This window comes from Acidilobus aceticus (assembly GCF_055392325.1).
In genome coordinates, this window is the sequence record NZ_AP042407.1 from 1,087,492 (window position 1) to 1,114,490 (window position 26,999).

The window sequence follows — 26,999 nt, forward strand, 5'->3', positions numbered from 1 at the left end:
GGTGATAAGGTTGAAGCTATCTAAGTCAAAGCTGTTCTACGCGACGCTCGCGGTGGCCATAGCGCTCGACGAGTACGTCTTGGTGTTCCTTATAATAAGGCACGTTACCTACAGGTTCTTCGATGGAATACCGGTGCCCCTGGGAGTAACGTCAATAATAGCCACGGACATAATAATATTTGGGCCCCTGCTTCCCGCAGCCATAGTGTTAAGCCGGAGGCAGAGCGTTGACAAGAGGCTGAAGCTGCAGAGCAGGGTGTTTCTGCAGGTGTTTCCAAGCATCGCGGCCTCAAGCGAGTCCATGGCAGAGGCGCTCGAGGCCGCCGCCTCGCTGAGCGAGAGGCCCCTCAGGGACTACATAAGCGCCTTCAGCGCGCTTTACCGGGCCACGGGCGACGCGGAGAGCTCCTTCAGAAAGGTCTTCTCAAAGGTTCCGAGGGAGGTCAGGCTCCTGCTCTCGTCAATAGTGGTTGCGGAGAGGAGCGGGGGCAGGGCCAGGGACGTGCTGGAGGTTGTCAGTAAGTATGCTGCAGAGCTGGACAGGATGGAGTTCTCACTCTTCAACAGGCTGAGGTCGTATTCAATGATAGTTTACATGGGCGTGGCCGTCTACGGCGCTGCCAGCGGTATAGGGGTCTCCATAGCTAGGTCCTTGTCACAGGCCCCGGTGACGCTTGGCGCTTCCCAGCTAAGCGCCACGACTTTGGTTGCGATAGTGGGGTTCCTTTACTACGCCCTGATAGTGCTCTCCCTGGCCTCAGCTTACGTTATGGCAAAGGCTATAGACGACTACCCGCCCAAGGTAGTGGGCAACTTCATGCAGCTGTTGGCCATAGGGTCGGCCACGCTAGCTGCTACTCTTGTGATTATGCACGGTCCTGGGGCGGCCACTCTTATAGCCTTACTATAATCTTTGGCGTATAATCTTTGGCGAAGGCTGCGACTTGTTTGAGTTTATTCACAGGCTGCTTAAAAATAAAAGTGTCGAATATATAATGATAAAAGTGACAAACGTTGACCGCCAGAGGCATAAGTGACGTAGCGGCTGAGCTGATGTTAATACTTGTCGTACTTGCAGTGGGAGGCGCCTTTCTGAGCTACTACTACGTTACCCTGACGCAGTACGAGAGGTCTGTTGGAAACGGCTATGATTACCTCCAGTACCTGGTACCCATGTCCGCCTGGTCTGCAGGAGACCACGTATATGCGACCTTCAGCACGGGCCCTTATGGCGTGAGGCTTCTTAACGTGCTGGTCAACTCCAGCCCGGCAAGCTGCAATGTCACTGTCGGCGGCGTTTCCTATAAGCTGCCCGCGGACCTGCCGGCGGCCTCCATGGGTTACGTCTCGTGCAGGTGGTCGGGGCCTGGCCTGGTCACGTTTGTAACAGGTTCGGGCGAGGTGAGCGTCTACGCGGGGCCGTAAGTCCCAGGCAGCCATAGTTGGAGGACTTATAATAGCTTTGGCAGTCCTGGCGTCAATAGCAGCAATGATATACGTGATGGAGCAGTATAGGCTGAGGACAAGCTATGCCGTGGAGAGAAGTCAATATCTGCAGCTGTCCCAGGAGCTGCAGGAGGACGTCAAGGCCTACCTAGTGTACTTCAACGGCACCTACGTCGAGCTTAAGCTTTACTCTCAGTTCCCATACTCCTACCAGGTTGATGGGTTATCCCTGAGGCTTGTAAACGGGTCGCCCCTCCTAGTTTCATCATCTGGCGGCTTGGCTAACGTGACCGTGATAGGCCCCTATGGCATAATATACGGCCTTCCAGCCTCCGCCGGCCCCGCGCAGTGGCTAACCATAATAGTGAAACTTAACAGTAGGCTGGAAGCTACGCAGCGCAACATGGTTATACTACTTCAGAGCGGCGACTCCATGGCCGCCATTTCTGTAACCTCATACGTGACCCCTGCAACTCAGGTGAGCGTCAATCCGTACAACAGTACTTCGGTGCAGCAGCTGATAGGCACTAAGGTAGTATCCACCCTCATTTCCGTGGTCAGCCCCAGTGAGAAGATAGCCATACCTAAGGTTTACACCATAGTTAACCTGACTCCCATAATACTTTATAACCCCACCGGCGAGGCCACCCCCAAGGACCTCACGGTCAACTTTACTATAAACCTGAACAGTGAAATAGTGAAATATAGCAGTATAAGCGTTAGGGACGGCAGCGGCCTGGTGCCGCTTGCCAACGTGCTTTTCGCAATCTGGAACGGCACTGGCTGGGACCCGCTGAACGGCTGGATAGAGCTTTATAATTCGACGGAGGCGGAGGTATGGGTAAGGCTTGACAGGCAGATACTACCATATAGTAACCTGACAATTTATATGCTGTTTCTGAACGGCTCCACGCTGGGGACTGTGAACTGGGGAGTTAACAGCTATTATACTCAAAACCTCAGTACCGACAATATTGCATATGTGATGCAGGAGGGCCTTCTATATCAGATATATGTTGATGAGAACGGTACGCTTTATGGCTCTGGAGGGGGCATAGGAGCTGCAGTATCTCATTACTGTAACTCAAGGTACGGCTATGCCTACAGCATGGTAGGGTTCAGCTACGTTGGCCTTGCACACTTCATCTACAGCTTGCCTTTGTTTAACGCGATAGGCACCTTCGCAAGCAACTACTCATATTGCGTCCTTTACAGTGGAAGCCTAAGCCAGTCATTACTTTACTATTCGCCAACAAACGCAACAATAACTTTTGTTAAAGTCTCCAACGCTAGGGCGGAGAGAAGTTATGAATTTGGTCTCTTCACTACCGATGTAATAAACGGTACGTTTATATCCTATGGCGAGCCCTCAGTGTCCATACCAGCTAATGAGCCCGTCTACGATTGGCAGGGATACATAATGGAGGGCTATGACGTAGAGTTCAACTTTCAGGACGGATTTGAGGGTGGACAGCCATGGCCCTATGGGCTCTATGAGTCGCAGCAACAAATATCGTGGCTGGTGAAATCAGTAGGCTGGGCAGATGTAAGAGGTCCCGGTCTAACAGTTGCCACAACTACAGACGATGGCACAGCGATAGTTATAAGGAATACCCCTGGCGGAGGGCCCTTCACTGACTGGCTGGGCAGCTGGCCCGGGGTCGGCAGCGTTCTGCTCCCGGTCTGGGCTACTGACTATGGGTGGACGGATTGGCAGAGCCCAGTAACCTTTGAGGCCCCTCTTAACGCCACGGTTAGCTCCATGGGCGACTACAGAGTGGTAGTGCTCTACTACCAGGACATAGGAACAGACACATACTTTGCAGTTTTCGTTCCCTCTATTTCTATGTCATCGAACATAGCGTGGTACTCGCCGGTGTTCCCAAGCGGGGGCTCCTACCCCTACGTGAGGGCCCCCCTGGCGCCGAACCTGCTCTTGGGCCCTCAGTCAGTAGTTCAGGGCTGGATAGTCGGCTGAAGGTCAGGGCTGCAGGAGGCCAGAGCTATGTCCTTCAGGTACGTGAGCACGGGCCTCAGCTCCATGAAGACGGGGTCCTCAGGGTTAGAACTTATTAGCACGTTATTAACCATGTCGGCGAGGGCGCAGCTGTCTATAGAGGCCGCCAGCTTGTTGCCCCTCTTGGCCTCCTCGTAGGTCTCCTTGGCCTTCGCTGTTATCTTTAGCAGGGAGGCCTTCCATGACTTGTACAGCATGATGCTTGCGATGGCCGAAGGGCTCTCCGTGTCCTTAATTCTCTTCTCACTTCTCTCGAGGCTGTTTATGTGTGATATCAGCACGTCGATGATGCCCCCGAGCACCTCGTAGCTCAAAGCTATACCCCTTACACGTTAACCAGCTGTAAGGTTAAAGGGGTAGGAGCTCAGCGGAGGCCTAAAACCTCTTAAGAAGGGAGCAAGGGAAGGGAGTAAGGTTAAGGTATAAGGGCCGCCAGCACGGCTTTCTCCGTGTGGAGCCTGTTCTCAGCCTCATCCCAGACCACAGACCAGGGGCCATCAATCACGTCGTCGGTTACCTCCTCGCCGCGGTGGGCCGGCAGGCAGTGCATGAATATGGCCCGGCTCGAGGCCCTTTCCATGAGCTTTGCATTGACCTGGTAAGGGGCCAGCAGCTTCCTCTTGGCCTCAGCCATGCTCTCCTGTCCCATGCTGACCCACACGTCAGTGTACACTATGTCAGCGCCGTCCACAGCCTCCTCGGGCTTTTCAGTGAACTTTATCTCGGCACCAGTGATCTCGGCGTCCTTCATGGCGGCCGCCAGTATGGACTCGTTTGGCTTTAGGGAGGCCGGCGAGGCCACGTATATGCTGACCCCAAGCTTAGCCCCGACAACCATGAGGCTGTGTAACATGTTGTCGCTTCCGTCTCCCACAAACGCCAGCTTGAGGCCGCTGAACTTGCCCTTCTTCTCATAGATTGTAAGGTAGTCAGCCAACGCCTGGAGCGGGTGAGACAGGTCGCTTAAGGCGTTTATCACGGGCACAGTGGCATACTGTGCCAGGACCTCGAGGTCCCTGTGGTTCCTCACCCTGGCCGCTATGGCATCTACAAACCTTGAAAGAGTCCTGGCGGTGTCGGGTATGCTCTCGCCGCGGCCCAGCTGGAGCTCACTGGAGCTGAGCATTATGGGCAGGGCACCGAGCTGGTATGCTGCCACCTCGAGGCTGACCCTAGTCCTTGTGGAGGGCTTCTCAAATATCATGGCTACGCTCCTCCCGCGGAGGGTGTCTAGCATCCTCTCGCCGGCGTAGAAGCGCTCCTTCATCTGCCTCGAGAGGTCAAGCAGGAAGTTTATCTGCTCTGTCGAGTAGTCAGTGAGGCACAGGAAGTCCTTACCCTTAAGCTCATGTGGGGATGTCATGTTTGAGACCCAGGTCTCTTACATCATGTCAGTTTAAAAGCTTGCGGGCAACCTGCGCCCTGGTTCGGGAAGGGGCCTTTGCCTCCAAGACCTGCCACTGGGTGGGAGCTGAGGCAGGTGAGTTACCTGCTCGCGCTGCAGTTTAACGAGGAGGTAGCGGCGGCCATAACATCACTTCCGCTTCAGGTGGAGCTTAGGAGAGGTAAAATAAGGTACGTTTATTACAATGGGGTCAGGTTAATGACCTTAAGGCCAAGGGACTTCACGTTCAGCATATCTCCTGAGGCAGGCAAGATTATAAAACGCGCGACGGAGCCTCCAAGGTTTAGGGTCATTGTGAGCAGCGGGTCCGCCCTTGAGGGTGAGGTCACAGGCAACAGCGTCTTGGACGCCGATAAGTTAATAAGACCCGGTGACGAGGTTCTCATAGTTGATGTTAATGATAGCCTGCTCGGCGTCGGCAAGGCAAAGGCCCCAGGCTTCCTCATGCGCCAGTTGGGTCCGCAGGAGGTCGTGAGGTTTAGGAGGGGTGTGGAGGATTGAGGACGAAAGGCATATCAATAGTTATGAGGCAGTCCCCTGAGTCGCTCAGGGGCTCCGTGCTAGTAGCAGGCTTCCCAGGTTTCGGCAGGATCGGCTACGTGGTGCCGCGATATTTGGCCTCAGCGCTGTCCCTCAGTAAGGTAGGCTACGTGCTAACTCCAAGGCTTCCATCTATGATAATTATGGAGGACGACGGCATAGGGTTCCCATTTGAGCTCTACGCGGGCAACGGAGTTTTGGCCCTGGTCAACAGGGCGGTCCCCGAGCCCGTAGACCAGAACGCCTATTGCAGCGAGGTGGCTCTCTGGGCCTCACAGGTCGGCGTAAAGTATGCAATATTGGTCGGAGGCCTCAGCCGCGACTATGAGCCGCCAGAGGAAAAGTACGGCTACAGGTGGCTTCACAACAGGCTCTACGAGGGTCCAAAACTTCAGGCGCCGCTGATGGAGGAGGGCCTGGGCGTGGTTGGCCCATTGGCGCTGCTCCACATATACCTTGAGCACTACGGAGTTCCAGCAGTTATGGTATTGCCCTACTCTGCGGTGGACACCGTGGACTACGACGCGGCGCTTGTAGGTATGAGAGTTATAGTTAACGAGCTGCTGGGCATCAAGGTTCCCATGGACGAGCTTGAGAAGCTCGCGGAGAAGCAGAAGGAGGAGCTGGAGAAGATCTCAGACATACTCTCCCAGGAGAGGGAGGGAAAGCAGGGAGGCACAAACATATTCATGTGACTCAGCTATTCCGAGCCTTCGGTTCCCCCTTTAAATCCCTTGCCCATAAGACCTTCAGGCCCATCCTCTGCATCTCCTGCCCAATCTCTAGGCTCCAGCGCTTCTTCGATGTAGCCTCAATTATGATGTCGTGGCCCTCCCTCTTGAGCCTTATCACGAGCGCTCGGAGGAAATTAACCAGGTCCCTGATAACGTCATCAGGCACGGGCTCGCCGTAGCTGAACTGGGCCGTTGGGTAGGCGCCGCAGATCTCCTCAGGCACAGCGCCAAGATATGGGATGTAGTATACCAGGGAGAGCCCGTCAGCTTTGGACTGCTGGCACATGCCGCTCCTGCTGAGCAGTGGGGCCAGCCTGACCAGGTTAAAGGGAGGCCTGTAGCGGAGCAGCACCCACGTCCTTAACCTTATGATCCTTGGGTTCCACGTGCTCTCTATGGAGAACAGCCTGGCCCCGCGGAGGCCGCCCTTGCTGGTCGGCGTGAACGACTCCATGTACCTGTAGTACTTGCTTATGGCCCTTAGCGCTTCCCGCATCTCCGGGCGATAGTGAGAAACCTCAACTAAGAGCTCCCAGAGCCTCCCCTCCCTTATGCTCTGCTTAACCCTCTCTATGGACCTCTTTATCGCGTAGAGGTTGTGTATCGCAAGAAGCTTCCTCCTTTGTTCAGGGGGCATCTCAAGCAGGTCCTTTGGCGTGTACTTCCTGCACACGGGACATGAACACGGGAAGTACTCCAGCTCCTGAAGCTTTACGGTGCCGTAGTCCGTTATGTACCTGTCGTCCCTCGCGTACAGCATGTATGAGGCCGAGTCGAAGGTATCAACGCCAAGGGCCACCGCGAAAGGGAACATCAGCGGGTGACCTGCCCCAAAGAGGTGCACGGGCCTCTCGGGCCTGAGGAACCTCTTGGCAGCGCCTATCATGTCTACAACCACTTTATAGTTGTACTTTTCCATAAAGACGGTGGGGCTCCCTATTCCATACATGGGGTAGGGCAAGTCCGCTGACTCGCTGGCGCTCTTGGCAACTAGGTCAAGGTACTTGCCTCCCTGTATTGGGAGGACCCATATAGTCTTGGAGGTCTCAAGGTCAAGATAGGATATAGCTTCCCTGGCGTTGTTCAAAGTGTTTATGACGCTCTGCTCCGCCAGCCTTCTGCTGACGTCGCCCGTGGGATGGTCTAGGATTACGGCTATGTCGCTCTTTATGTCCTTCTCGAACGATACAACGGTCCTCTGGTCGATGTCTATAGATCCATACTCCAGCATTTGATAGGCTCCTGAGTCGGTCATTATAACGCCGTCGAAGCCGAGAATGCGGTGAACTCCCATCTCCCTGGCTTTGTCGCCAAACCTCCTGTAAAGCAGGTAGGCGTTAGTTATAACCTGATTAAAGCCCGCCTCCTTGATCTCCTGTAGGTCAATCTCCTGGCGCAGTGGGTCCACCACTGGAAAAAAAGCTGGCGTCTCAACGCGTCCCGAGGCTGTCTCAAGGACCCCTATCCTGCCCGCCAGCTCGAAGTCTTTAATCCTAAATACGTTAGGCATCAGCTGATTACAACCCCCTTCGTCCTCAGGTACTCCCTGAAGAGCGTGTTGACCTTCTGCGCCAGGGGACCCGAGCCCTCCACGCCGTTCTTTGAGACCCTTATGGTCCTGCTGACCTCAACCACGTTAGCGTCCTCATACACTTTGACCTGCGACCTGTCAATGTTGCCGAACCTGAGCAGGAACTCCATGAACTCCTTGGCGTTAAACACCTCAGACTCCCCGACCTTTATTTCGGCCAGGCGACTTCCACTTATTATTATGATAGGCCACTGATTGCCGGAGGAGTCCTTGGCCTCCTCTATTACAACGGAGAGCGTTGAGGGGTCAAAGCCCGTCAACTTGCCTGTGTAGGTCTTGCCGTCGCTAGTTGTAACGATGACGACGTGGTCTATGAGGCTGTTGAGCTTCGCCGTGAACCTCCGCGCAGGCTCCGTGGCTATTGACATAGCGCCTACACCTAGCTTTAGAGCCGCGGATAAGGGAATAAAAACAGTATTTAGGCGCTAATGCTAGGCGGTTCACATGGCTTCCAGGCCCATATTTTCAGCCTCCTATAGGGTTTACTGGAGCGAGACGGACGCGGCGTGCTGGATGCACTTCTCCAACTATTTCAGGGTTTGCGAAAGGACTGAAGAGGAGTTCTTGGCAAGGCTCGGCTTTACCCAGGACAGCCATCCTGGTAAAAGGCTAATAATGCCAAGGGTCAGCGCTAAGTGCGACTACAAGAGCCCCCTGGGCCCTGGGGACTCCTACAGGGTGGACATAACTGGCATTATAATAGGCAGGAGCAGCCTCACGTACGAGTACGAGATCTATAATGAGACCACGAACAGGCTGGCGGCTAAATGCACTATAGTTACGGTAGCCTACGATGAGAACCTGAGGGGGTCCGTGGAGCTTCCGCGCGAACTGAAGGAGAAGCTGCTTGCCGCGGGCGCCAGACTGCGCGATGAGGTTAACGATAGCATAAAAGCGACGGGCTAGGGCCTTATCCTTGTGCCTGACGAGCCCCTGACCACTTCAGGGAGCTCGTCAAGGCTTCCTATCATAGCGATCTTTTTAGTGGACCTAACGAACCTCAGCGCGGCTAAGACTTTCGGCCCCATGGAGCCCGGAGGGAACTCCCCCTTCCTGTAGTACTCCTCAAGCTCATCAGCGGAGACCTCGTCAAGCCAACGCTCGTTGGGCTTCCCAAAACCTATGGCAACGCCTCTGACGTCGGTTAGGATTATGAAGAGGTCGGCCTTGAGCTTGACCGCGAGCAGGGAACTCGCAAGGTCCTTGTCTACGACGGCCTCGACAGGCCTTAGGCCCTCCGGCGTCCTCATAACGGGTATGCCTCCCCCTCCCGCTGATATAACAACCATACCTTCCCTGGCCAGCTCTTCTATTAAGTCCGACTCCAGTATGTCCAGAGGCTCTGGGCTCGGCACTACCCTCCTGTAACCTCCCCTTGGGTCCTGCTTGAACGTCCAGCCGTATTCGGACGAGAGCCTCTTAGCTTCGGCCTCGCTGAAGTAAGCGCCGACAAACTTCGTCGGATTCTTGAACGAAGGGTCATTCGCGTCCACGAGGGTCCTCGTTATTATAGCAACAGCCCTCCGCCTGCCCTGGAAGGCCTCCTCTAGGGCCATCTGAAGCATGAAGCCCAGCCACCCCTGGGTCATAGCGTCAGCTAGATCCATGCTCTGGGAGGGATAACCCTTAGCCATGTTCATAACTTCAAGCAGGTAGCCCACCTGCGGCCCATTTCCATGTGTTATTATTATTTCATCCTGCTGGAAGGTCTTTGCTATAAGCGAGGCCGTCCTCCTAACATTGCTCCACTGTTCCTCAGGGCTTCCCTTTTCACCCTTTCTAAGTATGGCGTTACCGCCCAGAGCTATTACTATGCGCACAGCGAACGCCGTTAAGTCATGAATTCCTTAGGTATTTGAACTTTCTTGGCCGTTAACTTCCCTCTTAAATTCACTTACTTCCCACGGAAATACTATCCATTTACTGACCTGATCAGCATAGTAGTCAGGAACTAGTTTGGTCCAGGGCTTTATGTAAAGGGCCGCCGTCCTTATCTCAGTTGGCATGTAGAGCGATAGCGCTTGCACGGAGAACTGGAGCGTAAGCCCCGAGTCGCTCACGTCATCAACTAAAAGGACCTTCTTGTCCTTTATTGGAAGCGTGAGCGGCTGCCTCAGGAAGGGCCTCTCGCCCCTCTGCCCTGGTGATATGTAGAGCTTCACCTCCAGGGTGCCTATGTCTTCGACCCCCAGCCTATCGGCCAGCAGCCTCCCAGGTATTAGGCCGCCCCTCATTATGCACACTATGGCGTCGGGCCTGAAGCCGGAGCTGTTTATTTTCTCAGCTATTCTCTCCACGGCTTCGTCTATCTGGCTCCACGTTATCCACTGAAACCTATCGTCCCCTCCATGATTTACCGGGAGCACGACTATTTCTTTAGCTTGGCGGCTTCTGTCAAGGAGCCTGCTATCAACGCCGTCCACGAAGACCAGAAACCCAGGCCTGGGGGTCCCGTCCTGGGAGAGCACGGAGCTAAGTCCCGGATACTGTGACAGCAACTTCTTGAGGACATCGGTCCAGCTGCTTCCCTCAACCAGAACTTCTTGAGCCCCTCCAGCCAGGTCCCTTAGGGCTGCCAGGAGCTTTACCCTAGTAGTTGGCAAGGGGGCTCAGGCCCTCTCAGCTGGTCTTAGTCTCCTCGCTCAGGCGCTTCTGCCTCTCCTTGTTAATTCTTACCAGGCTAGTTATGTACCCGGCGACCTGGTTCCTGAGCTTCTTTGAGGACCAATAGGTCAGCTGCGACACCACTTTCTTGTTGTTTTCAAAGCTTTCAGTGAACAGGTTAGGGTACTTCGCCAGGAGCTCCCTGGCAGTCCTCTTGACCAGCGTCGTCCTAACCTTACCCATCTTACCACCAGGAGCCCCTGTGGGGTCAGACATTAAAAGCATTAGGAAGACAACCCTGACGTCTCAGAAAAGCTTTTATAGAAGCACTCTAACATAAATTCAAGGAACATTAAGGCGGGTGAATAATCTATGGCCTCACAGCTTGAAACCATGGGAGTTCCAGTGATCATACTCAAGGAGGGCACTCAGAGAACTGCTGGTAGGGAGGCCCTTCGCAACAACATGATGGCAGCCATCGCAGTATCGGAGATCCTCAAGACCACGTATGGCCCTAAGGGCATGGACAAGATGCTCGTTGACAGCCTCGGCGACGTAACTATAACCAACGACGGGGCCACAATACTTGACAAGATGGACATACAGCACCCCGCCGGCAAGATGCTGGTCCAGGCCGCCAAGGGCCAGGACGAGGAGGCCGGCGACGGAACTAAGACCTCAGTAATATTCGCTGGGGAGCTGCTCAGGCAGGCTGAGGACCTCATAGACAGGAACATACACCCAACTATAATAATACAGGGCTACAAGAGCGCCGTTGACAAGGCCATAGAGGTCCTCAACAGCATAGCCGAACCAGTTTCGATAGACGACACTGACAAGCTAATGAAGGTCGCCATGACCAGCCTCAACAGCAAGGCTGTTGGCGAGGCCAGGGAGTACTTTGCCAAGATAGTTGTCGACGCCGCTAGGGCTGTAGCTGAGAAGAGGGGTGACAGCTGGTACGTCGACATAAACAACGTGCAGATAGTCAAGAAGCACGGCGGCGCCCTTACAGACACCCAGCTGGTGAACGGCATAGTAATAGACAAGGAGGTCGTTCACCCCGACATGCCAAAGAGGGTCGAGCACGCTAAGATAGCCGTGCTTGACGCCCCGCTTGAGATACAGAAGCCTGAGATAGACATGGAGATTAGCATATCGTCGCCCGACGCCATAAAGAGGCTGCTCGACAAGCAGGAGAAGATACTGCAGGACAAGGTGGAGAAGATAGCCGCCACCGGCGCCAACGTGGTGATAACCCAGAAGGGAATTGACGACGTGGCCCAGCACTTCCTGGCGAAGAAGGGGATACTTGCCGTGAGGAGGGTTAAGAGGAGCGACATAGAGAAGATAGCCAGGGCAACAGGCGCCAAGATAGTGACAAACTTGGACGACCTCAAGCCTGAGGACCTGGGCTACGCTGACCTAGTCGAGGAGAGGAAGGTAGGAGAGGACAAGATGGTCTTCATAGAGGGCGCCAAGAACCCCAGGAGCGTGACCATACTGATACGCGCCGGCTTTGAGAGGATGGTGGACGAGGCCGAGAGGGCCATACACGACGCGCTGAGCGCCGTGGCCGACGCTATAATGGACGGCAAGGTGGTTGCAGGCGGAGGCGCCGTGGAGGCCGAAGTCGCTAAGGCCCTGAGGGAGTGGTCGAAGGGCGTTCCAGGCAAGATGCAGCTAGCCGTTGAGGCCTTCGTGAAGGCGCTTGAGGCGCTGCCACAGACGTTGGCCACCAACGCTGGCTATGATCCGATAGACATACTCATGAAGCTTAGGAGCGCCCACTCCGACCCCTCAAAGAAGTGGTACGGCATAGACCTGAACACTGGCAACATAGTTGACATGTGGGCCAATGGTGTGGTGGAGCCGCTCAGGGTCAAGGTAAACGCGTACAAGGCTGGAACAGAGGCCGCGACGCTGATACTGAGGATTGACGACATGGTGGCCGCGAAGAAGAGCTCAACCGGGCCAAGCTCAGGCAAGAAGGAGGGCGGCGAGGAGGAGGAGTCTTCGTCAAGTACTTCAAGCACCTCGAGCTTAAGCGACTGAATAACGGCGCCACCTGAGTAGATGTGGCCTAGGTTTTCTTCGTTTTCTTCTTTTGATCAAAGAAACTTTCCAAGAGCTCGTTGCTGCCCTTTTTAAATGTTGTCAGGCTCTTCTTGGTGAATCTTCTGGGAGGTTACGCTGCCTTATAGCTGCCTTTTATTGTTAGGCCTACAGAGCGCATTGGAGATTCGGATGGAACAGCACATAATAGAACTGCCAAAGAGGATCGTAGTTGGAGAGGGCGCGCTGAAGAGCCTTGGAGGGCATTTTAGGGACATGTTCCCCAGCGGCTCGCTGGTGTTTGTGGTCACTGGGCCTCACATAATAAACTCGCTGTATAACGATGTTAAGCAGATCCTTGAGGATAACGGTTTTAGTGTGACGTATACTATAGCAGGACCCGCTACCGTAGATGAGGCAAACAGGGTTGCGGAGGAGGCCAAGAGGGATCGAGCGGACGTGCTCCTAGGCTTAGGGGGCGGGAGAAGCATAGACCTGGCTAAGTACGCGGCCGCGGAGTCAGGCAAGGAGTTCGTCAGCGTGCCCACAGCGCCTAGCCATGACGGTATAACAAGCCCCTTTGCCACGCTGAGGGGGTTTGAAAGGCCGTATTCAAAGTTGGCCAAACCGCCGAGGCTTCTGCTATTGGACATAGACGTTATATCATCTGCACCAAAGAGGCTCGCCTCTGCGGGCTTCGGCGACCTGATAGGTAAATATACCGCGGTGCTCGACTGGAGGCTCGCCCATAACCTCAGGGGCGAGTACTATGGGGCCTACGCGGCCAGCTTAGCGCTTATGAGCGCGAGACACGTAGGGGCCTATGCCAGGAAGATAGGGCTTGGCAGCAAGGATGGCATAAGGGCCCTCGTGGAGGCCCTGGTGAGCAGCGGAGTGGCCATGTGCATAGCTGGGAGCAGCAGGCCTGCCAGCGGGTCTGAGCACCTGTTTGCCCACGCGCTCGAGATGATAAGCAAGAGGCCGCCCCTTCATGGTGAAGCAGTGGGCGTGGGAACGATACTTATGTCATACCTTTACGGTAAGGACTGGGTTCGCATAAGGAGGCTGCTGAAGGAGGCAGGGGCCCCAGTTAATGCCAGGGAGCTGGGAGTCACAGATGATGAGGTTATAGAGGCCTTGGTAAAGGCTGCATCGATAAGGCCTGAGAGGTACACCATACTGGGTGAGAAGGGCTTAACAAGGGATGCAGCAGAGGAGTTGGCTACTAAGACTAAAGTTATCAATGGGGACTGAAGATATAAAACTCGGCAAACTGAACCTCTCCGAAACCTTCGATCAAACTGTGGCGAGGCCCGCGGATGCATCTTTAAAAATCTGCCGTGCAGTAAACCGCTGGTGAAGAAAGTGTTCAGTTATGACGCACTAAACAGATACGGCAGGGGTTGGCATGGGACAACGACCGTAGGCCTGATAGCGGGCGACTATGTAGTTCTTGCCGCGGATAAGAGGGCCACCGCTGGGACCCTGATAGCAAGCCGCACAGTTAAGAAGATAGTTAAGCTTACGGACTACGCCGCAATGACCATATCAGGCCTCGTGGCAGATGCGCAGGCCTTGGCCGATGCCGTAAGGGAGGAGGCCAGGTACTATGAGCTTGACAGGGGCAAGAGGCTGAGCGTCTACGGCATGGCAACCCTTCTGGCCAATATACTCTCGTCGAGCAAGTACTTCCCATACCTGGTTCAGTTGATAGTTGGTGGATACGACACTGCTCCACACCTCTACGCCATAGACCCTTACGGAGGGGTCACAGAGGAGAAGGTCACATCTACGGGGTCAGGCTCCCCCGTGGCCCTCGGGGTCCTGGAGAGGGGCTACAAGGAGGGCATATCATTGGACGACGCTGTAAACCTAGCCGCTGAGGCCATAAGGTCCGCCATACTTAGGGACTCGGCCACGGGCGATGGGATAGACGTCACGATAATAGGGCGCTCTACCTATCAGGAAAAGTTTATACCTTTTCAACCACGCTAATCTTTTGTAGGAACTGTAGACCGTTCCTGCGGTGGTGCAGCTTTGGAGAGCCAGTCTCAACCAGGCGAAGAGAGGCGCCTGATATCAGGGCTTGAGCTGCGGAGACGAATAGTCGAGGAGATATACAAGAACCTCGGCAGCGCTGAGATAGCCAAGATAGAGTTTGAGGGCCCAGAGATAGCGATCTACGTTAAGAACCCCAAATGGATGCTGGAGGGCGAGGAGAAAGTAAAGGAGCTCGCCAAGCTCCTCAGGAAGAGGATAGTGGTTAGGAGCGACCCAAAGGCCAGGGCGACCAGGGAGGCCACGATAAAGTACATACTTGAGAACGCCCCTCAGGACGTTACCATAGACCCGAGCGACATACAGTTTGATGAAGTCCTTGGAGAGGTGAGGGTGCTAACTGACAAACCCGGAAAGCTGATAGGGAAGGGCAAGACGTTCAGGAACCAGGTTCTAGCGGCCACAGGATGGAGGCTTGAGGTGCAGAGGAAGCCGCCCCTGGTCAGCAAGACGCTGGCGTCGCTCAACACTCTTTACCTGATGGCATCAGGCGAGAGGAGGCACGCGCTCAGGGAGATAGGGGAGAGGATCTACAGGGACATGATCTCAGGGCCCCGTTACGTGAGAATTACTGGCCTTGGAAGCTTCGGGGAGGTCGGTAGGTCCTGTATACTGATAGATACCTCGGAGAGCAAGATTTTACTTGATGTTGGCTTCGCCCAGAGCGGCTTTGGCCCTGACGCATACCCCATGTTTGACGCCCCTGAGCTGAGGCTTGACGAGCTGGATGCTGTAGTCATATCGCACGCTCACATGGATCACGTGGGCCTGGCCCCCATGCTCTACAAGTACGGTTACCGTGGGCCCATATACATGACTCCTGCCACGCGCGACATAGCCACCCTCATGTTGCAGGACTTCATAAACCTCTACATAAGGGAGGGCAAGGAGCCCCCCTACACCCAGAAGGACCTGATTACTATGCTTAATCACACTATAACAGTAAACTACGATGTCGTCACCGACCTTTCGCCTGACGCAAAGCTCACCTTCAGCGACGCCGGCCACATACTGGGCTCTGCCCTGGTGCACATACACATAGGTCAGGGCCTTTACAACATACTTTACACAGGAGACCTCAAGTACTACAGCGTAAGGGATAACAAAGCCCTGAGACTCCAGCCCCCTGCCAACACGGAGTTCCACCGCATCGAGACGCTAATAATGGAGAGCACCTACGGAGCCACGGAGACGCCCACCCGCGAAGAAGCTGAGCAGCAGCTGATGGATCTGATCAACAGAACCTATAAGAGGGGAGGTAAGGTGCTGTTGCCAGTCATGGCAGTGGGAAGGTCGCAGGACATGATGGTCCTCCTCAACAAGGCTATGCAGGAGAAGAAAATACCTGAGATGCCCATCTACATAGATGGCCTAATCTACGAGGTCACTGCAATTTATACGGCTTACCCGGAGCTCCTCTCGAAGGAGATAAGGGACCAGATACTCAACGAAGGAGCGAACCCGTTCATTGGACCACAGATGGTGTTCGTGAACGACCAGAGCAAGAGGGATGAAGCCATATACAGCCAGGGACCAGCGATAATAATTTCAACAAGTGGAATGATGACAGGAGGTCCCATACTTGAGTACTTTAAGGCATTAGCGGGCGATCAGAAGAACTCGCTAGTCTTCGTGAGCTATCAGGCGGCTGGGACGCTTGGCAGGAGAATAGTTGAAGGTGAGCGGGAAGTACAGTTAGAGGACGAGAACAGGCTTAAGACGTACAAGGTGAACCTCGAGGTCGCAAGAATAGAGGGCTTCTCAGGCCACGCCAACAGGAGTGAGCTGCTGGCTTTCCTGAGGAGGCTCGCGCCAAAGCCCAGGACCATAATACTTAACCATGGCGAGCCTGCTGGGCTTTCCGCGCTGGCCTCAACAATTAAGGGTAGGTGGGACAAGCTAGGCTTTGATGCATCCCCAGAGGTGGTGGTGCCCGAGAACCTCGAGACCATAAGGGTATACCCCAGATCCTCAAAACTGCACAACGCCCTACTTTACAGTTGAGGGAGCGATTTGCCCTCCATACCCCCTGAGCTGTGCGCCAGGTGCAAGGGCTACAAGCTACTCTGCGGCCTGCCAAGGTGCCCCATACTGGAGAGGTTCAGAGTCCAGGTAAACGCCGTGCAGAGGATAAATGGAAAGGACGTGGTGGGCTCCACGCCTCCAAGCGTGCTGGTCGGCGAGTATGGATACCCTAAGGTCTCGTTTTACTACATGGTGCCCCCAGGTAAGTCATCAGATGAGGCGGCGTACTATGATGCGCCTAAGCTATGGGCGGAGAGGAGGGAGACCCTCGGTAATATAGTGAAGCTCAGGGGGGAGATGGTATCCGCCTATGTAAGGCTTGACGTCAATGAACCTTGGAGGTTGTACGAGACAGAGCTAGGGCTTGCGTCGCTCTCGGAGAGGCCCGTGGAGAGTGACGTACTCCTGAAGTCACTGCCGCTTCCGCAGCTCAAGTTTGACGGCATGACAAAACCCATGGGGCCCAGGGCCCCAGCCGAGAAGGTTATTGTGAGTGGGGCTCCCAAGCTTCAGAGAAAGGCCGAGGAGGCGATCTGGGACGATGCCAAAGCTGAAGATATAATATGGGAACTCTACCAGGCAGGTGTCGACGTCTATAAGATACAGGACATGCTAAGCCTTGGATTTCTTGGAAGGCTCAGGGCCAGAAAGCTGGTTCCAACAAGGTGGGCAATAACTGCAGTTGACGATATAATTTCAAGAAGGTTAAGGAGAGAGGTGAGGGACTTTAGAAGCGTTGACAGCGTTGAGGCAAGGGAAGCGGAGTACTTAGGGAACCGTTTCTTAGTAATCCTTATGCCTGGCGAGGGCACCTTCGAGTGGATAGAGGTGTGGCATCCGAGGGGCCTCTGGACACAGCAGGCCGAGAGGCCAATAGTGGAGCGAGTAGAGGAGGACCCGCTTGGAAGGGCATCAGCCATGGACGGCGGCTTCTCCGCGGCCCGTTTGGCGGTGCTTGAGGGCCTGAGAAGCTCAGCAAAGAAAGCCGACGTTGTAATTTTAAGGGAAATCCTGCCTACATACTATGCCCCAGTGGGCAACTGGCACATACGCGAGACCGTCAGGAGGGCCATGTCGAGCGAGTCGAAGGTATTCGATAGCGTGCAGGCGGCTGCCGAGTACGCAGCTAGCTGGCTCAGGGCGAGCCCTCAGGGCGTGTTGGCCCAGAGCTCCCTGTTGGGCTTTAGGGCGAGGCAGAGAAGGTTGACAGACTTCCTAAGGTAGCTAAGGCCGGCTGTAACTTAACTCAGCGGGTGACAGTATTAATATGAAGTTAAGTATAAAAACTTTTCAACACAAAAGGGTTCCAGAGTGCTAGCTATGGCAGAGGACGAGTGGGTAAAATCAAAGCTGCAGGAGGTGCTGGAAAAGATAAGCTCTGAGGACAAGAGGATAACTCCGCAGAGAGTCCTCCTGACAAAACTTATATTATCAAAGGTCAAGGAGCACGCCTCGCTTAAGGAGCTCTTCGACGCCGCGCAGGAGGAGCTTCCCCGTGTGGGCATTTCCACGGTCTATAATACCATAAAGATGCTGGAGAGCATGGGCATTGTGGACACATTCATTGTAAATGATAAACTGAGGATAGATCAGCCTATACCTCACATAAACGTGTACTGCCTGGACTCTGACAAGATCTTTGACGTTGATGGTGACGTAGCATCCACGGTCATGGATTCCTTGAAGTCAAAGGGGCTCAACGTTAAGAAGATAGTGGTTGAGGCCTACTGCAGCGGGGAAAAGAAGGAAGACAGAGGGCCAGGAGACAGCATCTCCAACCTTATTTAGCTCAGCTGAAGGTTCGTTAGGCGAACGCGAACCCGTTCTAGCTCGCGTGTCAAAGGAGCAGTGCTACCTTTTTAAATAAACTCTAGCACTCTAAGGTGGTGGTTTAGGTGGCCCGAGCTAGCTGCGAAAGAACACTGTCGCCATTGCAGACTGTCATGACATCCGTGTTTCAAGCGCTGCCTATGCATGCTAACCCCCTGGGGATGTTATTTGGAGGCATCATGGAGGACTGGATGGTTCAGGTCTCGAGTATGGAGGCAACCAGGATAGCCAGGAGGCCGACGCTGCTGGCAAGTCTTGAAAGCCTCTACTTCCTCTCACCCGTGCTTGTCGGCGAGAACGCCATAATAACGGCATGGGTTGACTACGTTGGCAACAGCAGCATTGACCTCAGCCTCTTGGTAGAGGCCGAGAATCCAATAATGAACGAGAAGAGGCTAACGACGCTAGCCCACATGACCTATGTGGCCGTGGGAAGAGACCTGAGGCCCGTCCCCGTGGGGGTCTGCATAGAGCCTAGAACCCCAGAGGAAGAGGCCCTCTACGAGGACGCTATCAAGAGAAGGAAGGCCAGGGAAGAGAGGATAAAAGATAGAAGGCAGAGGGTCTTTGACACGTCCCCTCCCAGGGGCCTCCTCGACAAGTATACGGTAGTAACTAATAAGGTTGTGATGCCTGAGGACGTTATGCAGATAAACACCCTCTTCGCTGGGAGGCTAATGAGACTCCTTGATGAGGTAACCGCCTTAGTGGCAACAAGGTACGCTCGCGGGCCAGTGGTGACAGCCTCTGTGGACAGCACCGACTTCTACACTCCGATACTCCTGGGGGAGACTATAGTGGCCTATAGCACGCTGACTTATGTGGGCAAGTCAAGCATGGAGGTGATGGCTAAGGTAATCAAGCGGGATGAGATAACTGGCGAGGAGCGCCACACGACGACGAGCTACTTTACGCTAGTCCATGTAGGCCCCACTGGCAGGAGCGAGCCCGTGGAACCCTTTACACCGACAGAGGACTGGCAGAAGAAGCTTATGGCAGAGGCTGAGGAGAGGAGGAGCCTGAGGCTTGAAGGCCTTCAGGCCTTCAGGGATAACGCAGAGAAAGTCAGAGAGCTTCTGGCACAGAAGGGGCTGGCGCCCTAGCCTTAGACTAACTCTATGGCTATGGAGGCTGCCCCTCCAAGTCCATGACATATTGACGCTACCCCTCTCTTGCCTCCGTGCCTCCTCAGGACGTTAATCAGCTCCAGGGTTATCCTTGCGCCACTCATACCTAACGGATGGCCGACTGCTATGGCGCCTCCATGGACGTTCATGCGGTCATAGGGTATCCCCAGCTCCTTGTGCATTATATAGCTGTTCACTGCGAAGGCCTCATTGTTTTCCCAATAGTCAACCATATCAATAGTCCACCCGACGTCATCAAGCAGCTTCTTCACAGCCCCCACGGGCGCCGCGGGGAACCTCCAGGTCTCAACGCCGTGGTAGGCAAAGCCTACTATGCGCGCTATGGGCTTAAGACCAAGCGACTTAACGGCCTCCTCGCTCGCTATGAGAAGAGTTGCAGCCCCATCGCTGAGCTGGCTGCTGGAGCCCGCGGTGTGAGGTCCTCTGCTGGTGAAGGCGTAGGGCAGCGACTTGAGCTTCTCTATGCTGGTGTCCCTCCTTATCCCCTCGTCATGATCTAATACTACCTTTCCATTCTTTTCATAGGGTACCACGAAGTCCTTCATCAGGTTGCCATCCCACGCCTTAGCCGCACGCTCATGGCTTTCATATGATATTCTATCTAGCTCATCCCTTGGGGCGTTATACTCGGCCGCCGTCATGTCAGCCTCCTCGCCCATGACCTTATTAAGAAGCACGTCCCAGAGGCCATCGTATACCATAGCGTCTAAGATCTGCCACTCCCTACCTATGAGGTGTTTCATTCCCCACCTTGCGGATGACTGAATTATAAAGGGGGCCATACTCATAGATTCCATGCCACCCGCGGCAATTACGTTATAAGAGCCCGACGCTATATAGTTGGCAGCTGTTATTATAGCCGCCATGCCGCTTGCGCATACCATGTCAACGGTCATTGAGTCTATGTGATAAGGCACCCCACTCTTTATTGCTACCTGCCTAGCTGAGTCCATACCAGTGCCAGCCCTTATCACGTGCCCATAAATTAACATGTCAAGGTCTGACGGCTTGAGACCAGCCCTTTCAAGGACCTCCTTAAGCGTGAATGATGCCAGATCAACAGCCGGTATGTCCTTGTAAGCGCCTCCAAACTTGCCGACAGGCGTTCTAACGCCGTCTACTATGTAAACGTTCTGCTTAAGTTTGGGCATATTGCGTCCCAGCTCTGACAGAACTTAGAGGCTTATAATGACTTTTCTTGAGGCATTAATAAGGTCAAGGACCACGCAAGGCCTTCGGCTATGCGGCTCAAGCTTAAAAGAGCCACTAACACTGGGAGAGCGGGTGTCAATTATTGAAGCTATGGTCTATGGTGCTTGGGGGTTTTCCTCGCACGAGGGAGGCAAGGCATGCGTTAAGGGACATGGAAAGGGGTGCAGGCTCACAGGTTAGCATAGAGTGGAACGTGACCGCGGAGGAGGCAGCAGTGATAGGCGTTCAGGAGGCCCTGGGCTTCAGGTATGTGGTCGACGGAATGGTTGACTGGCATGACATATTCAGGCCATTCGTTAATGCATGGAGAAACGTCGCGGTGAGCGGCCTCCTAAGGTACTTTGATAATAACTTCTTCTACAGGGTGCCAGTGTTCACTGATAGGCCAGACCCTGATCATTTTGTATGGCCCCCGCGGATAAGAGCCTTCAGCAACATAGCAGAGCCTAGCCCGCTCAAGGCCGTTATACCAGGTCCTCTGACGTTCCTCCTGATGTCCAAGAATGCAAGCGAGCTAAGCAAAGAAGACTTGGCAGAGAGCATAGCGTCGGCGCTTGCAATGGAAGCGCAGGCTGCGGAGGAAGCGGGGGCCGCGCTCATACAAATAGACGAGCCCTATATGACTGACCAGGAGCTCTCTAGGGATGATGCAATATTAGGCGTCGAGCTCATAAATAGCATTGTATCTAGGCTCAAGGTACCTACAGTTGTATCGCTATACTTTGACGTGGCCAGGGAGGACGTCTACGAGGCTCTTCTGAACATAAAGGCAACATATATTTCCATAGACGTAGCTGATGCGCCCACCAGGGCGCTGTCGCTTATAGCAAAGAAGGGCCTTGGGGGCCATAAACCAATTCTAGGAGTCATAGACGCCAGGAGAATAGAGAGTGACGACTTTAATAAAATTAAGGACTGGGCGCTCCAGGTTTCCAAGGAAGCAGGTGATGAGGAGATAGGCCTCACAACCACTACTTGGTTTGATGTGATACCGTATACATATAGCCTCAGAAAGGCTTACCTACTCTCTACCATAACTGAAAGGCTTGGAGAGGTGATGTCACAGTGAGCTATCAAGTGCCTTCAAAGTTCCCAACCACGGTGATAGGCAGTTACCCAAAGCTTCCAGAGGCCAGCGAGCTGATAAAGAGAAGGGACCGCGGTGAGATTTCCGAGGAGGAGTTCCACAGGCTCATAAGAGGTCCCATAGCAGAGGTTGTAAAGGACTATTTAGAGGCCGGGATAGACATAGTCAGTGACGGTGAGCAGTCACGTGAAGACATGGTAGTTTACTTCGCGCAGCGGGTGCAGGGCTATGAGGAGGGCGAGTGGGTAAGGATTTACGATAACATGTACTTCAGGAAGCCTATAATTAAGGGGCCCCTCATAAGGACCTCGCCGCTTGCAATAGAGGACTGGCTTTACACCTCATCAATAAGCGGCGGGAGGCCCGTGAAGTTCATAATAACCGGACCCTATACCATGATGGAGTGGAGCTTCAACGTCTACTACAAAGACAGGAGTGAGCTTATTATGGCATTAGCCAAGGTGATAAGGGAGGAGGTCCTTGACGCTGTTAGGGCAGGCGCCAAGTACATACAGGTGGACGAGCCTGCGCTTTCAACAAGGCCCTGGAGGGAGGAGGCTGAGCTGGCGGGGGAAGCGCTGCGCTACGTCTTCTCCGGCATAGAGGCTAAGAGGGTAGTTCACATATGTTACGGTAGGCTTGAAAGAATTCTGCCCTATATACTGGATTATCCTGTCGACCAGTTCGCTCTTGAGTTCAAGAACAGCAACTTCAGGCTGCTGCCCTACTTGAAGGAGTACGGCTACAACAAAGAACTTGGTTACGGCGTGGTAGACGTTCACAGCATGCAGGTTGAGACGGTGAAGGAGGTGAAGGAAGCCATAGAGAAGCTAATGAAGCTTGACGTGCTACCCCCTGAGAAGGTTTACATAAACCCGGACTGCGGTCTCAAGCCATTGCCTCGCGAGGTCGCAAAGGCCAAGCTAGTCAACATGGTTAAGGCCGCCTCGGAGGCCAGGAGCGAATGGTAGATGACTACAGCATAAGACTTTATGAGGGTGGCTGGACCGGCAAGCTGCCCCAAGAGATTCTTGAGCAGATAGTGCTCTCAAGGGTAAGAGGATTAACCTGGGCGTCGACTCTCATGGGCCCGGCCATAGGGGAGGACGCGGCCTTAATAGACTTGGGGAGCTGCGTCATGGCAGTTCACAGCGACCCTATAACGGAGTCCCACTTCAGCGTGGGCTCCCTGGCAGTTGATGTGGCATCTAACGACATAGCTGTGAGGGGAGTAAGGCCTCAGTGGATGTTAGTTGACGTGCTAATGCCTGTAGGCTCTTTGCTCTCCTCGCTCAGCGCCGTCGTGAGCGAGCTCTCCTCAGAGGCCAGGCGGCTGGGGATAGAGATAGTAGGCGGCCATACCGAGGCGTCTCCAGGCTTGAAACACGCCATAGTAATAGCCACCGTGATGGGATGCGGCAGACACGACTACATAGTAACAACCGCAGGCGCTAAGGAAGGAGATATAGTTATACAGGTTAACCCAACAGCCATGGAGGCTACCGCTATAATAGCTAACGACTTCAAGGACCTCCTCCTTGGCGCTGGCCTTAGTGAGAGCGAAATTAGTGAGGCATCCTCGCTGATCTCAAGGGCAAGCATAATGAACTACGCCCTTCCCCTGGCAGAGAGGAGGCTAGTCACATCTATGCACGACATAACTGAGGGAGGTCTCATAGGCGCCACTTACGAGGTTGCTAAGGCCTCTGGTCACGACATAACAATATATAGTGATAGCGTTGTGGTGGAGGACATAACAAGGAAGATATTTACTGCGCTTAAAATGGACCCGCTTAAGTCCATGGGAAGCGGCTCCTTCATAGCCACGGTAAGGCCCGAGAACAAAGAGAGGGTTCTTGAGCTCCTCAGGGACCTGGGTGTTAAATCATCAGTTATAGGCGTGGTGGGAGGAAGCTCTAGGACCCCCAAGTTAATTGTCAAAGGAAAAGGCTCAGAGCAGGTGTATTCGTCGCCGCCGGAGGACGAGGTTGCCAAGTTATGGTCTAGAGGGAGGGAGCCTAATGACTGAGCAGTTCGTAATAATAGTTGCTGGGACGCCAGGCGTTGGCAAGTCAACCCTCTCTAGCCTGCTCTCGGAGGAGCTGGGATGTAATGTAGTTGAGCCGTCACAGGTGGCTGTAAAAGAGGGCCTGGGGAGGCCGGACCCAGAGAGGCCTGGAACGCTCATAATTGATGAAGAGCGCCTTGTAAACTCTATACTGAATAAGTTGGGCCCCTGCACTATTGTGCCGACTCACTACCCGTCCCTCTTCTTAGACTTCGCAAATTTTAACGAGCTAGTTCCATTCGTTGTTCTTCTCAGGCTAAACCCGCTTGTGCTGTTCGAGAGGCTCCTGTCAAGGGGTTGGCCTCGCCGCAAGATTCTTGAGAACGTGATGGCCGAGGCGCTGGGCTCCGTGGCCGATGAGCTTATGGACTACAGCGATATGACTATAGAGGTTGACACGACAGGTATGAGCCCTCAGTCCGTGCTCTCCAGCGTCATATCCGGCGTTTCAGAGTGGAGGACTGGCATTAACATTGACTGGCTCTCCGACCCGGCCGTTGCTAACGCCGTCCCTCAGTGGGGCTCTGAGCTGGACCTTTACGAGAATGGGGTTTACAATGGTGGGTGACTGAACTATGGCCTCTCCAGGCTGCAGCTTATCAAGGAGGTTAATCATGTCATGGGATAAGTTCATGCTCTGAACTACCACCTCCTTATCCCTGAGGCTCCTAAGGGCGTGAACTATCTTAGTGTTGGCGTTCAGTAACACGTCGTTAGGCACCGCCGAGGGGCTCTGAGTTGCCAGGGCTATGTAGAGCCCGTACTTTCTAGACTCAGCCATTATGTGGCCCAGGAGGTCATTATCGTCGCTGAAGAGGTTATGGGCCTCGTCTATCGCAGCCACCACGGGCTTAGTCCTGTTCCTGTGGGAGAACATGGCTGCAAGCATTATTAGGGAGTAGGCCCTTCTGACGGTGTAGCTCTCTATCTCGTCAAGCAGCACTATCCTTGGGCTTTCCTCCAGCTCCTCGAGGTCCACAGAGCCGTTAAAGATGCCGGAGAACTTAGCGCTGGCAACTATGGCGACTTTCCTTAACAGCCCCCTCTTGACTTCCCTGTCCCACCTGGCCTCCTCAGGGTATGCCTCTATGGCCTCCTGAAGTTCGCCGAAGCTCCTTGGTATGCCATCGTTGAAGACCCTCATAACTATGTAGCTCTGAGGCTGGGTCAGATTCATGGCGCTGCTAAGCACGTCCAGCAGGAGCTCTGGGGACGACCGGAGCCCTTTGTCAGTAAACGGGTTAATGCCCCCATCCTTGAGGGGGCTCCACCTCTCCAAGCTGTCATTGACTAGCCTATTTATCTCGCCAGCCCAGTCAAAAGCCACGAAATTAATTCCAATGCTGCTGAGACCTTCAAGTATTGTAGTCAAGGTCGTGGTTTTGCCCGTGCCCGTTGAGCCGAAAATAGCCACGTGACCCTTTATATCATCCACGGTGAGCTGCACAGGCTTCGGGTAGGCGCCCTCGTAGGCAACTCCAAGTCTAAGCCCTGTCGTTTGCCCCTCCGAAGGCATTAACGGGAGGGAGCCCCTGGAGGGCTCTACTATGACCGGCTCGCCCTTACCGGTAGGCTCGAGAGCTTCAAGGCCCTTCACTAGGGACTCCGGCACCTCTTCCAGCTCGCTAAGCCTGGCGCCCTTAACGTTCATTGATATGAGGGTCTTCAAGATCTCAGCCTCAATGCTAACTTCTGAGGGGTTTGGGTTCATGACGCCTATGAGGGTCCTGCTGTAGCCTCCCTGAAGCATTGAAATTACCATGTATCTAGCTCTGCCGGCCTTAGCCCTCTCCTTCACTATGGAGGCCAACAGCTGGGAGGCCTGAGCCCTCTCTTCAGCGGTACCCGTGGTCACGACCTCTATTATCCTGAAACTCATGTTGTTAGATGGCGCTTTCCTGTTATGCCTCCTTATCGCTATTGAAACGCCAGCCACGGACGAGAGCAAGGCAGCGCCTGCGGCATCAATTGCAAGGCCCGTTGGTATCCTGAGGACCCCAGCGTCCAGCAGCAGTTTGGCTATGATCGCAGCGCTTGGTATTGAGGCTAACGGCCTGTATCTCCTGGGCACGCCGTCTATTAGTTTCTTGATCTCCATGGCTATCCGTAAGTATCTCTGCCTTAAATTCTGGGCCCCTCTGCTCCGGAAGGGAGATATGACGGCCGTACCTAACATCTTAGGGTGCAGAGCTTACCTTAATCGGAGGCTCGCAAAAATAGGTATGCCAGTGGCCTTTGAGTGCTCCTCAACGGACAAGCTGGCGTCGCTAGATGATGTCAAGGGTGAGGCTACGGCTGGGCTAAGGAAGGTCATTGAACTGACGGGCTCTGTTGACTTGAACGCCATCTACTCTGGCCATGAACTGATAGGAAGGTCCTACGATCTATACGTGTTCAAGTTGATCAGCGGGGCAAGCGAGGTAGGCCAGCTCAGAGTCGTTGTCAGGAAGTCACTTTTCATAAATCTGACCGGCGTCCTCTTCACAAACGGCCTTGCCTTAATGCCGCCCGAGGGGGAGCTGCTTAAGAGAGGTGAGGTTAAGGAGGGCGAAGTCCTGAGCCAAGTAATGACTTCTAAGGAGTGCACGGCTGCCGAGCTGCCCCCTGGCCAGGTGGCCATACCTAAGTTTGTAATCTACTCAGCCGAGGGGGAGATCCCAAGGATTGAGAGGGGCTCCTGGAAGCTGGTCTTAGTGGGGCCTGACGGCAGCTCTGTAGAGCTGGGGCTCGCTGACATAATGAGCGAGGCCAGGGACCTGGGACCTGAGGACTTCCACTGCGTCACAGGCTGGAGCGTTAAAGGCCGGAGGTATCTTGGGGTTCCACTGAGAGACCTTTTCAGGAAGCTCGATAGCTTGGAAGGCGCTAAGTGGGTCTACTCATGGAGCCATTCCGGCTACACCTCTGTAATGCCAATTGATGTAGCGGTCGAGAGCGCAGCGCTCGTAGTGGGCATGGATGGTAAGGCCCTGCCTGATGAGAACGGGGGTCCTGCAAGGATCTTCAGTCCACTTCTATACGGCTGGAAGGGAACTAAGTGGGTCTCAATGATCGAGCTTTTGAGGGACTACGAGGATGGCTACTGGGAGGCATTGGCTTATCACGAGAGGGGGTTGGTGTCCCATAATGAGAGGTTTAAACTAAGGAATCCATCGTTGGTCGACCTTTGTTGGTAGTTG

27 protein-coding genes are annotated in these 26,999 nt (G+C 54.2%); 18 read left to right on the forward strand and 9 right to left on the reverse strand.

Translation table 11 applies throughout. The annotated features are described in order from the left end of the window. The first annotated feature begins 1 nt into the window (after position 1). The 3 genes from ACZ5OO_RS05745 (at position 2) to ACZ5OO_RS05755 (ending at position 3,424) form a co-directional block, all read left to right on the forward strand. A complete protein-coding gene (locus ACZ5OO_RS05745; protein ID WP_013266220.1) occupies positions 2–910 on the forward strand; it encodes a type II secretion system F family protein in 909 nt (302 codons plus the stop codon). A 104-nt stretch (positions 911–1,014) separates the two neighbouring features. Next, the gene (locus ACZ5OO_RS05750) at positions 1,015–1,425 is read left to right on the forward strand and encodes a hypothetical protein (protein WP_013266221.1); all 411 of its coding nucleotides are present in this window, start codon (positions 1,015–1,017) and stop codon (positions 1,423–1,425) included. 64 nt (positions 1,426–1,489) lie between these two features. Next, complete coding sequence (locus tag ACZ5OO_RS05755; protein ID WP_464078017.1) at positions 1,490–3,424, forward strand: hypothetical protein; 1,935 nt, start codon at positions 1,490–1,492, stop codon at positions 3,422–3,424. Here the strand turns inward: ACZ5OO_RS05755 and ACZ5OO_RS05760 are convergent. Continuing rightward, complete coding sequence (locus tag ACZ5OO_RS05760; RefSeq protein WP_013266223.1) at positions 3,403–3,777, reverse strand: hypothetical protein; 375 nt, start codon at positions 3,775–3,777, stop codon at positions 3,403–3,405. The two genes, ACZ5OO_RS05755 and ACZ5OO_RS05760, sit on opposite strands and share 22 nt — an antisense overlap. A gap of 101 nt (positions 3,778–3,878) precedes the next feature. Then, positions 3,879–4,826 (reverse strand): ornithine carbamoyltransferase, encoded by a 948-nt coding sequence (argF, locus tag ACZ5OO_RS05765; RefSeq protein ID WP_013266224.1) that lies wholly within the window; start codon positions 4,824–4,826, stop codon positions 3,879–3,881. A 117-nt stretch (positions 4,827–4,943) separates the two neighbouring features. On the opposite strand from argF, the gene ACZ5OO_RS05770 reads away from it, so the two are divergent. Together ACZ5OO_RS05770 and ACZ5OO_RS05775 are read left to right on the forward strand one after the other, a co-directional pair. Then, positions 4,944–5,369 carry a PUA domain-containing protein gene (locus ACZ5OO_RS05770; protein WP_158303777.1) on the forward strand — a complete coding sequence of 142 codons (426 nt, stop codon included), beginning with the start codon at positions 4,944–4,946 and terminating at the stop codon, positions 5,367–5,369. Then, a complete protein-coding gene (locus ACZ5OO_RS05775) occupies positions 5,366–6,103 on the forward strand; it encodes a proteasome assembly chaperone family protein (protein WP_464078018.1) in 738 nt (245 codons plus the stop codon). The genes ACZ5OO_RS05770 and ACZ5OO_RS05775 overlap by 4 nt, the downstream gene beginning before the upstream one ends. A gap of 1 nt (position 6,104) precedes the next feature. On the opposite strand, the gene tgtA is transcribed toward ACZ5OO_RS05775, so the two are convergent. Continuing rightward, complete coding sequence (tgtA, locus tag ACZ5OO_RS05780) at positions 6,105–7,652, reverse strand: tRNA guanosine(15) transglycosylase TgtA (RefSeq protein WP_464078019.1); 1,548 nt, start codon at positions 7,650–7,652, stop codon at positions 6,105–6,107. Then, positions 7,652–8,101, reverse strand: coding sequence for an Lsm family RNA-binding protein (locus ACZ5OO_RS05785; protein WP_013266228.1), 450 nt, complete (start codon positions 8,099–8,101; stop codon positions 7,652–7,654). The genes tgtA and ACZ5OO_RS05785 overlap by 1 nt, the downstream gene beginning before the upstream one ends. A 76-nt stretch (positions 8,102–8,177) precedes the next feature. On the opposite strand from ACZ5OO_RS05785, the gene ACZ5OO_RS05790 reads away from it, so the two are divergent. After that, on the forward strand, positions 8,178–8,639 hold the full coding sequence (locus tag ACZ5OO_RS05790) for an acyl-CoA thioesterase (RefSeq protein WP_013266229.1): 462 nt from the start codon (positions 8,178–8,180) through the stop codon (positions 8,637–8,639). Here ACZ5OO_RS05790 and arcC read toward each other — a convergent pair. From arcC to ACZ5OO_RS05805, 3 genes are read right to left on the reverse strand one after another with little or no spacing between them, the layout of a single operon-like run. Further along, positions 8,636–9,553, reverse strand: a complete 918-nt coding sequence (gene arcC, locus ACZ5OO_RS05795; RefSeq protein ID WP_013266230.1) for a carbamate kinase — start codon at positions 9,551–9,553, stop codon at positions 8,636–8,638. The two genes, ACZ5OO_RS05790 and arcC, sit on opposite strands and share 4 nt — an antisense overlap. A 27-nt stretch (positions 9,554–9,580) precedes the next feature. Then, positions 9,581–10,336 carry a phosphoribosyltransferase family protein gene (locus tag ACZ5OO_RS05800; protein WP_013266231.1) on the reverse strand — a complete coding sequence of 252 codons (756 nt, stop codon included), beginning with the start codon at positions 10,334–10,336 and terminating at the stop codon, positions 9,581–9,583. Between the two features lie 16 nt (positions 10,337–10,352). After that, a complete protein-coding gene (locus ACZ5OO_RS05805; RefSeq protein ID WP_013266232.1) occupies positions 10,353–10,580 on the reverse strand; it encodes a 30S ribosomal protein S17e in 228 nt (75 codons plus the stop codon). A 129-nt stretch (positions 10,581–10,709) separates the two neighbouring features. On the opposite strand from ACZ5OO_RS05805, the gene thsB reads away from it, so the two are divergent. The 7 genes from thsB (at position 10,710) to ACZ5OO_RS05840 (ending at position 19,408) form a co-directional block, all read left to right on the forward strand. After that, positions 10,710–12,392 carry a thermosome subunit beta gene (thsB, locus tag ACZ5OO_RS05810; RefSeq protein WP_013266233.1) on the forward strand — a complete coding sequence of 561 codons (1,683 nt, stop codon included), beginning with the start codon at positions 10,710–10,712 and terminating at the stop codon, positions 12,390–12,392. Positions 12,393–12,584: 192 nt separating this feature from the next. After that, positions 12,585–13,646 (forward strand): NAD(P)-dependent glycerol-1-phosphate dehydrogenase, encoded by a 1,062-nt coding sequence (locus tag ACZ5OO_RS05815; protein ID WP_013266234.1) that lies wholly within the window; start codon positions 12,585–12,587, stop codon positions 13,644–13,646. A gap of 102 nt (positions 13,647–13,748) precedes the next feature. Then, positions 13,749–14,387 carry an archaeal proteasome endopeptidase complex subunit beta gene (psmB, locus tag ACZ5OO_RS05820; protein ID WP_013266235.1) on the forward strand — a complete coding sequence of 213 codons (639 nt, stop codon included), beginning with the start codon at positions 13,749–13,751 and terminating at the stop codon, positions 14,385–14,387. A 42-nt stretch (positions 14,388–14,429) separates the two neighbouring features. Next, positions 14,430–16,454, forward strand: coding sequence for a beta-CASP ribonuclease aCPSF1 (locus ACZ5OO_RS05825; RefSeq protein ID WP_013266236.1), 2,025 nt, complete (start codon positions 14,430–14,432; stop codon positions 16,452–16,454). Between the two features lie 9 nt (positions 16,455–16,463). Beyond that, the gene (locus ACZ5OO_RS05830) at positions 16,464–17,699 is read left to right on the forward strand and encodes an Nre family DNA repair protein (RefSeq protein ID WP_464078020.1); all 1,236 of its coding nucleotides are present in this window, start codon (positions 16,464–16,466) and stop codon (positions 17,697–17,699) included. A 96-nt stretch (positions 17,700–17,795) separates the two neighbouring features. Continuing rightward, positions 17,796–18,263 carry a Fur family transcriptional regulator gene (locus tag ACZ5OO_RS05835; protein ID WP_148217099.1) on the forward strand — a complete coding sequence of 156 codons (468 nt, stop codon included), beginning with the start codon at positions 17,796–17,798 and terminating at the stop codon, positions 18,261–18,263. A 155-nt stretch (positions 18,264–18,418) separates the two neighbouring features. Further along, the gene (locus ACZ5OO_RS05840; RefSeq protein WP_013266239.1) at positions 18,419–19,408 is read left to right on the forward strand and encodes an acyl-CoA thioesterase; all 990 of its coding nucleotides are present in this window, start codon (positions 18,419–18,421) and stop codon (positions 19,406–19,408) included. Positions 19,409–19,410: 2 nt separating this feature from the next. Here the strand turns inward: ACZ5OO_RS05840 and ACZ5OO_RS05845 are convergent, their stop codons facing one another. Then, positions 19,411–20,604, reverse strand: a complete 1,194-nt coding sequence (locus ACZ5OO_RS05845) for a thiolase family protein (RefSeq protein ID WP_013266240.1) — start codon at positions 20,602–20,604, stop codon at positions 19,411–19,413. Positions 20,605–20,747: 143 nt separating this feature from the next. On the opposite strand from ACZ5OO_RS05845, the gene ACZ5OO_RS05850 reads away from it, so the two are divergent. Genes ACZ5OO_RS05850 through ACZ5OO_RS05865 form a run of 4 tightly spaced genes read left to right on the forward strand, consistent with a single transcriptional unit; the run spans position 20,748 to position 24,388 of the window. Continuing rightward, entirely contained in the window at positions 20,748–21,734 is a 987-nt protein-coding gene (locus tag ACZ5OO_RS05850) for a uroporphyrinogen decarboxylase/cobalamine-independent methonine synthase family protein (RefSeq protein WP_238523620.1), read from the forward strand. Further along, entirely contained in the window at positions 21,731–22,723 is a 993-nt protein-coding gene (locus tag ACZ5OO_RS05855; RefSeq protein ID WP_013266242.1) for a methionine synthase, read from the forward strand. The genes ACZ5OO_RS05850 and ACZ5OO_RS05855 overlap by 4 nt, the downstream gene beginning before the upstream one ends. Further along, positions 22,717–23,781, forward strand: coding sequence for an AIR synthase-related protein (locus ACZ5OO_RS05860; protein ID WP_013266243.1), 1,065 nt, complete (start codon positions 22,717–22,719; stop codon positions 23,779–23,781). The genes ACZ5OO_RS05855 and ACZ5OO_RS05860 overlap by 7 nt, the downstream gene beginning before the upstream one ends. Continuing rightward, positions 23,774–24,388 (forward strand): adenylate kinase family protein, encoded by a 615-nt coding sequence (locus ACZ5OO_RS05865; RefSeq protein ID WP_083773993.1) that lies wholly within the window; start codon positions 23,774–23,776, stop codon positions 24,386–24,388. The genes ACZ5OO_RS05860 and ACZ5OO_RS05865 overlap by 8 nt, the downstream gene beginning before the upstream one ends. Here ACZ5OO_RS05865 and ACZ5OO_RS05870 read toward each other — a convergent pair. Continuing rightward, on the reverse strand, positions 24,269–25,918 hold the full coding sequence (locus tag ACZ5OO_RS05870; RefSeq protein ID WP_013266244.1) for an ATP-binding protein: 1,650 nt from the start codon (positions 25,916–25,918) through the stop codon (positions 24,269–24,271). The two genes, ACZ5OO_RS05865 and ACZ5OO_RS05870, sit on opposite strands and share 120 nt — an antisense overlap. 130 nt (positions 25,919–26,048) lie before the next feature. On the opposite strand from ACZ5OO_RS05870, the gene ACZ5OO_RS05875 reads away from it, so the two are divergent. After that, positions 26,049–26,996, forward strand: a complete 948-nt coding sequence (locus tag ACZ5OO_RS05875) for a molybdopterin-dependent oxidoreductase (RefSeq protein WP_158303778.1) — start codon at positions 26,049–26,051, stop codon at positions 26,994–26,996. The last annotated feature ends 3 nt before the right edge of the window (positions 26,997–26,999 follow it).